The sequence below is a fragment of the Exiguobacterium sp. s140 genome, from assembly GCF_018617035.1.
Classification (GTDB): domain Bacteria; phylum Bacillota; class Bacilli; order Exiguobacteriales; family Exiguobacteriaceae; genus Exiguobacterium; species Exiguobacterium profundum.
This window is the reverse complement of the sequence record NZ_JACSJK010000003.1, coordinates 307,938-320,924: the sequence shown is the minus strand read 5'-3', so window position 1 is coordinate 320,924 and position 12,987 is coordinate 307,938. Positions and strand designations below refer to the sequence as shown.

17 protein-coding genes are annotated in these 12,987 nt (G+C 40.0%); 4 read left to right on the top strand and 13 right to left on the bottom strand.

From position 1 onward, the window contains the following. Positions 1–126 precede the first annotated feature (126 nt). Positions 127–648 carry an ADP-ribosyltransferase-containing protein gene (locus KNO61_RS12685; RefSeq protein WP_214688218.1) on the top strand — a complete coding sequence of 174 codons (522 nt, stop codon included), beginning with the start codon at positions 127–129 and terminating at the stop codon, positions 646–648. 27 nt (positions 649–675) lie between these two features. Here the strand turns inward: KNO61_RS12685 and KNO61_RS12680 are convergent, their stop codons facing one another. The 8 genes from KNO61_RS12680 to KNO61_RS12645 form a co-directional block, all read right to left on the bottom strand. Further along, entirely contained in the window at positions 676–1,167 is a 492-nt protein-coding gene (locus KNO61_RS12680; RefSeq protein ID WP_214688220.1) for a hypothetical protein, read from the bottom strand. A 463-nt stretch (positions 1,168–1,630) separates the two neighbouring features. Continuing rightward, positions 1,631–2,608, bottom strand: a complete 978-nt coding sequence (locus KNO61_RS12675; RefSeq protein ID WP_214688224.1) for a hypothetical protein — start codon at positions 2,606–2,608, stop codon at positions 1,631–1,633. A 72-nt stretch (positions 2,609–2,680) separates the two neighbouring features. Continuing rightward, entirely contained in the window at positions 2,681–2,944 is a 264-nt protein-coding gene (locus KNO61_RS12670) for a hypothetical protein (RefSeq protein ID WP_214688225.1), read from the bottom strand. Positions 2,945–2,957: 13 nt separating this feature from the next. Next, positions 2,958–3,347 (bottom strand): hypothetical protein, encoded by a 390-nt coding sequence (locus KNO61_RS12665; RefSeq protein ID WP_214688226.1) that lies wholly within the window; start codon positions 3,345–3,347, stop codon positions 2,958–2,960. Between the two features lie 128 nt (positions 3,348–3,475). Beyond that, a complete protein-coding gene (locus tag KNO61_RS12660; protein ID WP_214688227.1) occupies positions 3,476–3,637 on the bottom strand; it encodes a hypothetical protein in 162 nt (53 codons plus the stop codon). Positions 3,638–3,739: 102 nt separating this feature from the next. Next, positions 3,740–4,687, bottom strand: coding sequence for a hypothetical protein (locus KNO61_RS12655; RefSeq protein WP_214688228.1), 948 nt, complete (start codon positions 4,685–4,687; stop codon positions 3,740–3,742). Between the two features lie 112 nt (positions 4,688–4,799). Further along, positions 4,800–5,240, bottom strand: a complete 441-nt coding sequence (locus KNO61_RS12650; RefSeq protein ID WP_214688229.1) for a hypothetical protein — start codon at positions 5,238–5,240, stop codon at positions 4,800–4,802. Continuing rightward, positions 5,237–5,557, bottom strand: coding sequence for a hypothetical protein (locus KNO61_RS12645; RefSeq protein ID WP_214688230.1), 321 nt, complete (start codon positions 5,555–5,557; stop codon positions 5,237–5,239). Before KNO61_RS12645 ends, KNO61_RS12650 begins: the two co-directional genes overlap by 4 nt. Before the next feature lie 207 nt (positions 5,558–5,764). Here KNO61_RS12645 and KNO61_RS12640 point away from each other — a divergent pair, with 207 nt between their 5' ends. After that, entirely contained in the window at positions 5,765–5,944 is a 180-nt protein-coding gene (locus KNO61_RS12640) for a hypothetical protein (protein ID WP_214688232.1), read from the top strand. 22 nt (positions 5,945–5,966) lie between these two features. Here the strand turns inward: KNO61_RS12640 and KNO61_RS12635 are convergent, their stop codons facing one another. Then, positions 5,967–6,776: an adenylate/guanylate cyclase domain-containing protein gene (locus KNO61_RS12635; protein WP_214688234.1), complete on the bottom strand. Its 810-nt coding sequence runs from the start codon at positions 6,774–6,776 to the stop codon at positions 5,967–5,969. 33 nt (positions 6,777–6,809) lie between these two features. Then, complete coding sequence (locus KNO61_RS12630) at positions 6,810–8,186, bottom strand: adenylate/guanylate cyclase domain-containing protein (protein WP_251030846.1); 1,377 nt, start codon at positions 8,184–8,186, stop codon at positions 6,810–6,812. 187 nt (positions 8,187–8,373) lie between these two features. Here KNO61_RS12630 and KNO61_RS17560 point away from each other — a divergent pair, with 187 nt between their 5' ends. Beyond that, complete coding sequence (locus KNO61_RS17560; RefSeq protein ID WP_483297741.1) at positions 8,374–8,964, top strand: Pycsar system effector family protein; 591 nt, start codon at positions 8,374–8,376, stop codon at positions 8,962–8,964. Positions 8,965–8,988: 24 nt separating this feature from the next. Here the strand turns inward: KNO61_RS17560 and KNO61_RS12625 are convergent, their stop codons facing one another. From KNO61_RS12625 to KNO61_RS12615, 3 genes are all read right to left on the bottom strand, one after another. After that, complete coding sequence (locus KNO61_RS12625; RefSeq protein ID WP_214688238.1) at positions 8,989–9,603, bottom strand: hypothetical protein; 615 nt, start codon at positions 9,601–9,603, stop codon at positions 8,989–8,991. 196 nt (positions 9,604–9,799) lie between these two features. Beyond that, the gene (locus tag KNO61_RS12620; RefSeq protein WP_214688239.1) at positions 9,800–10,330 is read right to left on the bottom strand and encodes a hypothetical protein; all 531 of its coding nucleotides are present in this window, start codon (positions 10,328–10,330) and stop codon (positions 9,800–9,802) included. 855 nt (positions 10,331–11,185) lie between these two features. Then, a complete protein-coding gene (locus KNO61_RS12615; RefSeq protein WP_214688241.1) occupies positions 11,186–11,728 on the bottom strand; it encodes a hypothetical protein in 543 nt (180 codons plus the stop codon). A 418-nt stretch (positions 11,729–12,146) separates the two neighbouring features. Between KNO61_RS12615 and KNO61_RS12610 the strand changes: the two genes are divergently transcribed. Further along, positions 12,147–12,986, top strand: coding sequence for a hypothetical protein (locus KNO61_RS12610; protein WP_214688243.1), 840 nt, complete (start codon positions 12,147–12,149; stop codon positions 12,984–12,986). The last annotated feature ends 1 nt before the right edge of the window (position 12,987 follow it).

Below are 12,987 nucleotides of genomic sequence, written 5' to 3'. Positions count from 1 at the left end.
TTTGATAATTCTAGTATATTACCATTTTTGACTATTGTCAAAAATATATTAATACTAAATGAATACAATATTGAGAATGAAGAAACAGTGGTTCTCCATATGAACCGAGTGAAAAGGGGCGATGACATGCAGGTTTACCACGGGTCACCTGAGCATTTTGAAACATTTGATTATCACAAGATTGGGATTCAAGGGACGACTGAAGGATTTGGATTTTATTTTACAGACACCAAGCGTGTCGCAGAGGGATATGCTCAAAGAGGCTTTATCCATACTGCAGAATGGTTAGGGAGAAAGTCTCTCTCCCAAGAGCATCTCACCATCGACAGAAATCAATTCAGAGAGTATTTAATCGAGTTAGACAAGCAAACGGATTATTTATCGAACTGGGGGGAAGTTGCGTTTGAAGGGTTAGAGAGCGTGCTGTCTCGTGCGATTGAAGGGGAGTATGACTCGTCTTTGAATGATGTGGAACTTGTTGCAGGTGTCATCCAATCATCCGGCGATACAGAAACCTGTTTGACCCTTCTGTATCAGATGTTCGAATACGACTCTATCGTGTGCGACGCAGAATGGGGTGGCACACAGACACTTTACATTGCACTCGTCCATGATGCTTATCAGATGTTGCTTGCAGAGAAAATATAAGACATGACACAATAGGTCATGTCTTTTTTAATTAAATGTGCCGAGGGTTTGAATCGGCTCTTCTTCCTCTTCCTCGACAAAAACGGTCGTCATTAGGTAGTCTTCCAAGTTGTCCAATTGTTCTTGTAGACGACTTTTCGTTTCTTCATCATAAGGATTTTCAGTTACTGCCTTCATATCCGACACGAACTCTTCTTTTAAAGTCCCTCCGTTGTAAGAAGTGAATCGCTCATTCAATTCAGGCACTTTTTCCATCTTCTCTTCATCCCAGTCCCCCATTTCCAAGTCTGAACTGAGTTCTCGGATGTCTTGCAATAAAACCACTCGAATATCTTCCTTTTCATCTAGAAGTGAATCGCCTTCCACTTGCCACTCTGCCGATTCAGACGAAGTGTTGTCATTGCTAAATAAAAATATGTTCAACAGGACGATTATGGAAATTGCACATATTAAGACTGTCGTCAGTTCTATCGATGTTCCTCCAGATATGTCTTTCAGTTTTCCCTTCAACTTCCGCACTTTATCATCTCTCCTTTAGTTTCTTCGCTTGTTTGGTTTCTAACATCATATCCCCATTTTTCTCATATAGTCAAAAATATTTTAGTCAATCAATTCTTCTTCTTCAATTTTAAATCAGAGAAACCGATTCATACATTGAATGCGAACGACATAGAATAGGGCATCAAATAAACTTAGGTACAGCTTTGTCTGTCTTGGAAAAAGGGGAATTCGATTGTCTATCATATTGGCTTGTATCATTACTTTGTTCAGTATCGGCATCATCTTATTAGGTCGTTATGCGTTAGGAGACGCAAACAGAGGGTTTCATGTCCTCCTTCGATTCATCGGTTTCATGGGGATGATTTCTTTTGTCTACAGCGTTCGAGAATTGAGCCATTTTCTATGATGAAGAGACAGAACACTTCGATTGAGGTGTTCTTTTTCACAGACAAAAAGAGAGCGTTAGTCGCTCTCTTTTTGTCTAATTTGAAAATACTGCGTCACCACTCAATATGATATCGGAAAGTGCTTTTCTATCAAAGAGTGGCAATTCGATAGAAGAGAACTCCAACACCTTCGACTTCGACAATTCACCGCACATCTTCACTCGTGCATAGCCTTCAACAAGGCATTTGACGAGACTTACATCCCCATCTACGACCACATTTCCAATTACCGAGGTGCTTTGCACCTTGATAGCATTACCTTTGAGCGTCACCGGTATATCGGTTGATAAGCCGATGATTTGACTACTTTCAATTGTCCCGTTAATTGTTCCGACACGGAGCAACTCGATTCTTTCCTCGGTTTTGACAAATCGTAAAGTACCCTTCTCGGTCACTTGAAACTCCTTACAAGAGATATCGACATCACTCATGACCAACTCTTCCTCAACATGACCTTTGTTGACTTTCAGGTTCACATCCGTCCATTGTTGTTTATTTTCCAACGACATTTGATAGGTGATTGCCAAGTTGCACCCATTCAAATTGAACTCATCCATGATGATGACGTTTTTCATTCTAGAATCGTGAACTTCTCCACTTCCTCGCATCATACATTTGTGAAGGACACTCTCAGATAGACGTATATCCCCTACGATATCGATGACACCGGTTAGTACGCATCTGTTCATCGTCACCCGTTCGAGATGACTGTCTGTCAGTGTCAGCCTACTCTTGTGTATCGTCGCATTGTGAAGCGTCATATTCCCGTCCAATGTACTTCCATCCAAAACACATGTTTCTCCTGAAATCCGTGTATTGCCCTCTACGACAGATGTTTTATCTATCCAAATCGTTCCATTGTCCTCAATGATTACATCCTTACCGACGATGCCTCCCATGTCTCCTGCTTTGACCCCCCATTTAGGAATGTCAACCTTGGAATAGAAGCGATATGCCCATTCTGCCATCGTCTCTTGAATTAAATAATATCTACACTCTTTCTCTTCTGACATGGTTACACCATCCCCTTAATCAGCTAAATTGCGAACTTCATTTATTATAAAAGACCTGAAATTCATCAGGTCTTATTCAATCATAGAGAGGTGTTGAATCATCGCATTACGAAATGATTCGTCTTCCTCTAGTCTAAAGTGATTCAGTATATCCGCCCCGTCATAAATCGTGATTACCTGTTCTTCTGTGATGCTCACATCTTTCCCCTTGTAGTCTTTAAAGACATCCAACACCGAATCGATATTGGTATACGTCGTGTCTTCATCTGAGGGCAACGCCTCATCGAAGGTAAACACGTTCATACCAAGTAGGTTATATTCAGCTCGTTCACCCATTTGCTTCTCCTCCTTATAATCCAAGACTGATAAGATTTTCGTCTAACCGTTTGAAAGCGGGGATTTCTTCGACAGAGAGATACGTTTTGACATGTGATTCGTCATTCAACCCGAAAACAGATGTACCTTCATTCTCCAATCTAGAATACGTAAAGTAAACAATCTCCGGCTTCGTTTCTCCAGGAGCAAACACGTATAAGTCAAATGAGACATTCCCGGGAGAGACATAGATATCGACCCCTCCAAAGGTTTTCCCCTCTTCTTCTTCACCGAAATTCCTTTTTTCCTCATAGCGCCGTTTATCTTGTTGCGCCTTTTTGATGAGCGGCAATTCTGTTTCCACAAATTCCTCTGCATACTCTAAGACAACCTTCATGGCTTTCTCACTAGCGAAGGATATCATCATTCATCTCTCCTTTTTCATCATGTGCATCCACAACTATATTCCATTACTTTATTATTATAGTCTTGATAAGAAAAACAATGAATGTTTCGCCCGACAAATGAAAAAACGCTTGAATTATCAAGCGTTTAAAGTTCCTTATAGGTAACGATGAGCGTATCCCGAGAAGTGATGTTCACGGCTACGATTTCTATATTTTGATTGGACTGAATCTTCATCAACCAATCCTGATATTCTCTAAATACGGATTGCCCCATTCGAGTTGGTGCAATCAACGTTGTTTTATACATATGACTCACCTCCTTTGACACTCTGGGAATGATTCACTAGACATTTTTAATTTAAATTCGTCGGATGTTCCACAAACCCTCTGAATTACAAAATCTTCTTTATCAAGAAACAATGTCAACTGTTTTCATGACCGTATCACCTGTCAACGTAATGTCTTTGATACAATGCTTATACTGGTTCTCTGATGAAATAGCTGACATATCCGATAAATCCACTCGTTCCAATCTTCCAGACATATTAACGTGTGCATAGTCTTTTAATCGAGAAGTGATTATGCTTAAATCTTTTCCTTCAATTGACACGCTTCCTTGTATGTTCACATCGTAAAGCCTAATTTCATCACTTGTCGTGATGGTAATTCTGCTTCCGATTGCGCCATGAAGGACAACTTCTCCCCGATACAGCGGCGTATGATGGAAGCGGATTGGTCGTGCGAATGTGATTCGCTTCATGTCAACCGGGCAATAGACATGTTGAATGTCTACATTTGTCGAAGAATGGATGACATCAATGCGACCGGAAAATTTTATCGCTTTGAACCGGTCATCGATAAAAGCGTCCACACAATCAATATCTGAGTCCTTAATGATAAAGTACGTGTTTTTGATAGTCGTTCTTTCTTCAGATATCCATCTTGATTTGATTACGGTAAAGACGACCGTATCACATGTCACATTTTCGAGCTCCGCCTCTTCGATTTGAACCCTTGAATCCTTAAATATACATCCACCTATCGATGATTCCTTGACTGTAGCCGTCTTGTAAAAGACTGAATCATGAATCATAGATTCCTCGTATGCACCTTTTTCTAATCGACTCTTGCCCGTCACCACGCATCTCTTATACAAGACTGCATCTACGACGACTGCTTCACCTAAGACTTTGCTATGATAATGTATCCATCCCTTGCCTTCTTGACTTAGGTTCTTCTCACCATTGACCAGACCACCTAACTCACCTGATTTTACCTCTAATATTGGCATATCCACCAATGCTCGAATCCGATATACCCCTTCATCCAGCGTGTTTACCAATTCATATCTTTTCAATTTGTTTGACCTCCTCAAGTCAGTGCATGTCCTGTATGGACACCTTTTTTTCATTATCCCTCATCTTATTCAAAACATGGACAACATATAAAAAGACCATCAAATGATGGTCTTACTTAATCTCTAAAGGTAGATAGACAATATAGACATCCCCCTCCTCTGAATGGACTTTGAAGTCGAATCGATAAACGCCTGGCTTTAACTGATTTTCTCTCAATCTTGTTGAGATGTTCACCATATCGTTTTTCTCCAGAACAAAGTTGGAGACAATCGGTTTCTCCCATGAGAGGTTCTCGACTTGGATATAATCACTATCTCCTTGTTTCTTTTTCAAGACATCGACTTCAGTCATTCGATGTGGTTCGTCAACCAAATGGATAGTCGTTCCGCTTCGATTGAACAAAGACACTTCAAAGTGATGGTTTGTCTCGTCGAGTCCTCTATATTGCACTTCCATATCATAGACCCGATGAGGCTTCAGTTCTTCTGTGAGAATGAGTGATGCTACAACCATCGGAAAAGGGAGCAACCAGATTAATTTCTTCTTCATCATGAATGACGAACCCCTTCATGGATGGATAGGAGTAAATCATACGTCTCTGATGTCATCCATGGTTCCCTATCAATCGTCCTAACACGCACATCCCATTCAGATGAGATTTCACGTATAAAGTCCTTGATATGATTGATTTCAGTCTCATCAATTTTTTGAACCAGGAACATCTGGTCAAACTCCTTAGGCGTGTCCCCTTTGTAAAGGTATATCCTAGAATCTCCCTTAAATTTCCCCTCATTCTCAAATGCATTCCAAAAGACCTCTTTCATCGAGTCATCGATTGGTTTGATTCGTAGATATAGTTCTGCCCTCATTTTATCGCCTCCTCAGATTGATACTGTCTTGATATTCTATTCAAAATGGAAGTGTTTTATAGAATATGGGGCGTTCGTGATAATTCTCACTACTGACTATTTTTGTAATATGTTGTTAAAGTAGATGGGGTCATAGCCGATATATTGTATAAGAAGACATCAATCAGGAGCATTCAAAAGAGGATGCAGATTTAGGAGAGTATACGAATGTTGAAAGATACATTGAAGGATAGTTGGATAGTTGTTGGTATTTTTATCTTTTTGACAATAGCGATTTTAGTCAAGACAGTTGCTATTCCGGCATTTGAATATCAGGTTGATAAGGTTCGGACTGATTTCCAAGCAGACTTTGAACAGAATCTAGACAAGCTTCATGAGAACTTTTAAAAAGAGCCCTTAGGCTCTTTTTTTATTCTCTCAGACTCTCCCACAAAGAAGCATTTTTTCGTAAAGGAGGGTTCCATTCATTCATCTCGATATTAAAATATCGACCGAGGTAGACGGTTCCATATTCGGTATTTGATTTCTGGTCAAACATATGTTGAAAGGTATGACCCGTGTCATGATTCACAACGATTCCACCTGCATTGTTATAGACGCCTTCGGTTACGCAAATAGGGAGGTCAAACGTCTTATATGCAAAATTGCACATTTTTGAAGCCATGTTGACGACATCGCCCATGTAGATAAGGTCATTGATTCCACTACCATCAAATCCTGCCTTGACGACGAGCGCACGACCGTATGCAATGCCAATGCCGGCTTGAAGCGGTTCAAAATCAGAATATTTCTGTTTGAATTTCTTATTCAATACCGTCATCATCGAATTGCATTTAGCCGAAGCTTTTAAAGCTTCAATGACGGGCGTATCCCTATTGAACAGTGGCTTTCCTGCAAAAATGGCTGATACACAATCTCCAACGATGTTGATTTCTTGACACGTTCTGTGTCCATTGAGAATTGCCACCATTTCACTGATGTAAGCACGATATATCCGGGCAAGTGTTCGTGACTTTCTCCCAGTCTTCTTGATGAGTTTTGTTGAACCACGTAAGTCTATGAACATAGCGGCACATTTGACATATTTCCCATTCGAATAAGTAAGATTCTCAGATGAGGGGATATTGTCCGATTCCTCAAACTCTGTTGGAAAGCTTAAAATCTTGTCGATTCTGGCTCGACTCTTCTCGAAGTCATAGAGTTTATAGTTTGTTCTCATAGATTTTCCTCCAGTTATTATTGAATTTAAATTCTAACATCTGTCCAATTCCAACGTTGGTAGATTCAAGCCGGTAAAAATTTTGTGTAAATCTGACCGTGGTGTAGATGTGAAATTCTCTCTTCGACAACATTGTAGCGCAACCTCTTGGTATTCCAATTCTTTCGAGACGGCTTTTACCGCTTTGATGACGTCGGATACATAAGGAAACGATGGGAATTCATCACAATTCTCCAACTGTTTTTTAATGACCTCATAGGCATGAAAATGTTCACCTTGTTCAACCAAAAAATTGACGACCTTCCAGTAATAAATATCGTCATATACTTCGTGCGAAGATTTCCCGATTTGGGAACCAAGGCTCATTATGTCGTATTTTTCCTCAATGAATTCAGAAAAATCCATGGAGTTCAACTGATTCCTAAATTTTTCGACATTCAGCCTATATTTTTCAAGGTTCACCAATTTATTGACGTGTTCCAACAAGTCCTTTTCCTTATTCGCTACATACAATTCTCTCTTCCTTAACTCCTCCTCTTTTTGATTCAACTTCAAATCTTTTTCATTCAACTCGTATGATTTTCTCTCTAGTCGCTCGTTGTTCTCCAAAAGAGACCCTAATTTTGAGTCAAAACCTCGTACCAGGCTGTCCAAAACATCTGCGAAACTCTGGTCATTTGGATGAGGTGTTGATTCATCTTTTTCATGCTCGTTCTCGATTACATCGTCAACCTCAATGTATAAGTCGTGATGTGTGATTTCCGCAGAATATCCTTCATACAAATTGCTTCCCTTGAAGCGAAACCCCTTGTTCCAGAGTGGGTTTCCATTAGCATCAACTTTCTCTGACTTTGGCAACTGCTCATAGAAATGCTTCGTCACAAAAATCTCACTTCCAAACGCTAAATCGGTATGTTTACTTGCGAGATTTGCCGGTCTTCCCGCCCACACGAGGTCTCTGGAGTCGTCCCCGTCGTGCTCGATACCGATTTTAGTCACCAAAAGTCGTCCTATATCAATCCCGACACCACATGATATCGTCTTCTTGTTGACTAACCTCTTACAGAGAGGATTATATATGTACTCAATGACGCTCATAATAGAACGAGCCGCTTCTAGCGCCTTTGTCGCTGAACTGTTCTCCTTATCTTCGACAAAAACCCCCATGACTCTATCCCCAGAGATTTGTCTCACCCAACCTCCGCTCAAATAAATGCATTTAGACATAGACTCTGCAAAAGCCTTGTAGATTTTCGCCATACTTACGGCTTGTGACTTGTCAGATAGTATCGTCGAGCTTCGAATATCGACAAATAAAATCGAGCATTTGGTCAAGATGAGTCCGTGATTCGCATCCTCTATGTCCCTTACTGAAGGGACGTTCTCATCTTTATGGTCATTCACAACCATCTCACTTTCGAATATCGATAAAATATCATTCTCGATTTCTTCAAAGTCTGTTTCTGTCATCCTGTTCACTTTATTCCCTCCATTTTTAGTAGAGTCTGCATGATAAAATTGTACTTGTGTGGACTGAATCGAACGGGTTATAAATGATATAGTCAATGGACATTAGAAGCGGGCGAGGTGCCATGATATGAAGTATGATAAGCGGATAGATATAGACATTCAAAAAGAAGAAGCCATCCGGAACATAGAAAGGATTAACTTTTGGATTGCGAACTGTGATACGAAAATATCCTTCTCACTCGGGTTCACCGGGATTCTGATAGCCGGGTTTCTTTCAAGCTCGATGATTTCTGACTCGTTAAAAAATACTGTGAAACTGTGGAAAGAAGGGGAAACACAGGGTTTGACATATGATTGGATTTATACCAATCTCACATTGCTCATTCTCGGCTTATTCGTCTTAACCATACTATTGACCCTTACTTATCTATTCAGAGCGAAAAAGGGACGGGTCAACCCTGACGTTTTCAATGAATCTGGATTAGAAACCAAATCAGTTCTCTTCTTCAACTCAATTAAAGACTACGGGTTCAAATCCTATAAGTATAAATACACCCGACTTACGGAATCGGCTCTTCTTAACGATTATATATCCCAAGTTTATATCAGTTCAAAGATTTGTAGCGTTAAATTTGCTTTGTATCAAAAGGGTGTAAACTCGTTAATCACATCGACTATCTTGTTCATCATCCTCATTGCCTTATTGATGTTCAAGTAAAGAGAAAAAAGAGCCTGAATCGATTCAGGCTCTTTTTAGCAATTGATTGAACTCGGAATGAATGTCCTGCTCTTTCGGATTCGCAACATCTTGGGTAGACGTCAATTCTTTGAACGCATACTCATTGAAGATTTGCAGACCTTTATTGGTGATGATGAAAACCTCATCTCCAATAACCAGGAGTATCGATTCTAATTCTTGTTCAAAATCCCTTACAGGCAAAGTGATGAGTGCGTGAATCAGATTTGGTGACTGATTGATTTGCGGGATAGAATTGTTCATATTCCCTTGCACTCGACGTGTCACGTCCAGTTTATAAGCGAGATGTGCACGATAGTTTTTATGATGCCATTCCGTCAAATGCTTGCGTTCACGCCCCTTATACCATGGGAAGTGAGGCTCCACATAAGTTGGGTCTTCAGCAAACATTTGTACCTTTTTCAAAGTGATATCTAAAATCTTCCCTCCCAAGCCCATACAGACTCGGAGCAATTGAATCATATCACTATTGCAAAGAAGTCCTTTATTGGACAGGTATCCATACTTCGAAATCAATTCTTTTACGTTCATAAACATATTGGAAGGAGTATCGGTTTTAACAACCATCTCCTTTCGTCCTTGAAATTTCATCTGGTTCAAACGAACCCCTCCTTCAACTTGTCTCAAGCGAAACACCTGTTTCATTTACATATCTCATTCTATTTTTATTCCATGCATTAAATTATTCTTTTACATAATTTTCTTATTCCTTTACCTATATAACAAAAAAACATATAAAAAAGAGGATAACCGCTACGGCTACCCTCTTCACATTGGCTGTGGTCGTTATAAATGATTAGTATGCTTTAATCTTTAATGGTTGTTTCGTCTCATAGATGCGAATCATGTCCTCTGGAGACCAATCAAAATATGAAGAGTTCCAATAAGGATTGATTTTATCTAACATTTTCTCTGACAAAAGATACACGTGCATACGGTGCGTACCATCATGATGATGCCCTAGGATGGTAATCGTCCCGTTCTCCGAACGCACCACTTCGACCTCATCAACGTTCCCCATTTTTTCAAGAGGATTTTCGCTGATGCCGAACACCACCCCACCGATTGGCGAGCCATTCCATAGTCCTATTTTTCCTACCAGTGCGATATGGACAATATCCGTCCCGTATCTCTTCTCATGGCGTTCAATCGCTTCATTGATTTTCTCCATGAAATGCAATTTCTCTTCATTCCAACAATCCTCAGAGAAGCGGATGGTATCCTTATCCACCTCCGGTTCTGTTTCAAGGTTTATCCCTACGGCTAAACACCCTTCTGATGGTACGAAACCTTCCTGACAGCTCGATGATGACAATAACGTTTCCATTGAACATTCCTCCTGTAGTAAATGGTAGCTATGCTACTCCAATTTGTTTGAACCCTATATGATAAGCATCTTGGAGGAGTCTTATTCTTTGAATTCTGATAAATACGGCGGCGTCTGCATAGAGTATTGATAAAACGATACGGGAAGGAGATGGTAGGTTGAATCGAAATATTATTGGTCTATCGGTCGGGATTGCAATGCTATTGCTTTCCATTTATGCTAATTTTATTCTTCAGTCCGAACATGGTTACAACACTCATACAGGGACGATACTTGGGATTCCCATGTTCTCATTGGGAGAACCGCTCACATGGGGAACACCATTGCTCCTTTGGACACTCGCAGGGCTGTCTGTGACGGTATTCTTTGCACGTACATTTAGAGTCACAGCTCTTTTTTTATCAATAATGGCATTAATATCGATTCCTTCACTATGGATTTGATGTATAAAGTTGGTCAGAGGCAACATACCCGAAACATAAACCTATATTGATGAGATAAAAATCAATTGCAATAAGCAAAAGAAAAGAGCCCTTTTGATAGGACTCTTTTTTCTATTCATCGTTAAAGTGATAGACTGATTCCATTCCAATCCTCATGAGAGCGAATGTGAATCCTCTGAAAAGTCGAAGCTACATTCTAGGCTGTCCACGGTACTAACGAATTCATGAAGAATGAGCATGAATACAGCACCAATTACTTGTAGTGAGAAAAACAGATAAACCATGACAATGATGACGGATTCTACAAATAAAAACTCCATAATGATTCCTCCTGTGACATAAATGATGTGTTGACATACCTTATTTTTTAGACATGACATTATATGTCACCAGACAGAGGTGTATTCGGTATTCACTCGAATCGATGGTCTGATTTTAAGTATATTTTGGGATTTATAAGCCCCATTTTCAGCCCGTTACCCAAGTCTTGTTCTATCATCTGATATTCGACGTACTCAGTCTCATCCTTGTCCAACGACATCTGGACTCTGGCAACCCCTTCATAAGACCTCACACTTTCGTCAAGGTAGAATACCTTAACCCTAATTTCATCATGAGAGCCGTCATACATTCCACTCTCTGCTTCGCCCAGTAGTTCGATTTTGGTAATATCGCTTTTAACAACAGGTAAGGATTCAACGTATGGTGTCACATAGTTTTGCATCCATTCATCTTTACGTTGCTCCTTAAAAGGAACATCGCCTAACATTAGGACGAACAATCCGCAAATAAAGAAAAAGACCCCCAAGCTAAAACTAAGCTCACTATCAAGCCTATCCCCGATAACGCAAAGAATACCCGCTATGATGAAGAACGAGGAGAAAGCTAGGATATGCCACCATGAAAATCCATCCTCCACCATTCGCCCGGCTTCAATCACCTGTTCAATTGTCATCTGAAATTCCACTCCCTTTCTTGACTTTACCTAAGTATAAATTTAATTTTGACTATAGTCAAAATTTTATGTATGATTAAAGGGAGCCACTAAGTGTGACTCCCTTTTCATGTTTTTTCTTTATACGTTTGCAACTCCGAAGGCATACCCGACTACGGCGCCACTTATTGAAACAAAGATGAGACCCGTCCAGAACAGTTTTGGGAATCGCCTGCCGCTAATCATCAAACCACATCCAACGATAAACAACGTCATAGCAAGTAGTGCAATCAAATAATTCACATTTATCGCCCCCTATCTTTTCCTCATCCTATGAGGGTTGATGGGGTGTTCATAACCAATTTGTAGTTTGAGACCGGTCGAATGATAGCTCTTGGCTATATCTAATGTTGACCGCTCTTCAAGAAAGGGGTATATCATGCAAAACTTAGTGCGGATTCAACAACTCTTGATGGAACTTGAAAAAGAAATTGAACAGATACCGGATGAAATCGAAAACATGAAGAAAAAGGAAAGTGAATATGACACGGTGAATTCAGAGGTGTATCATACCGTGCTCAACTTCAACCCATCCGCATCTGAAGCCTCGACGTTTATCAAACGTTGGCAAGGTGTACTTCAAGAAAGACATCTTCACAAGAAAGAATTACGAAAAGTGTTCGATGTGATGCCTCAATTAACCGAAATCCAGGAGCTCATACCAAAAATATTATCTGTCATAGAAGGAAAGAACGATAGACAGAGACCATTTGTCTATAAAACCGAAATCGGGTCAAATCTTATCAAAGACTCGTTTAAAAACTTTGAGGAGCGAGTCAACTACCCTACCCAGTTTTTAGAGTCACATATGCAATCAGACACCGCTACGCTCGAACTCAACGATGCATCGAACATTTCGTGTTTGAATGTTTCGCCACCAGACAACTCAAATTCTTTGTTCCTGGAGTCATATCAGAACAAACTGTATCTGTTGAATGGAGACGGTATCTTTGCAGTCAAGAGCACCTGGTCAGACATGTATCAGTATATGAATAAATTTCAGGTGAAAAACGTATTCATTGAGATAGAAATGCGTGAGACCTATCACGCTGAAATCATTAAAACCTATAATCGTTTGAAAACGGGGAATCCGATGAGAAAACCACTGAAGAATCTTTTATCCAACAATGTGACAACTCGCTCTAACAAGCGTCAACAGCGGATAAGACGATTCGAAGAAGAGCTACAATCTCGGAAATATAAAGAAAAGAGCTCATAAG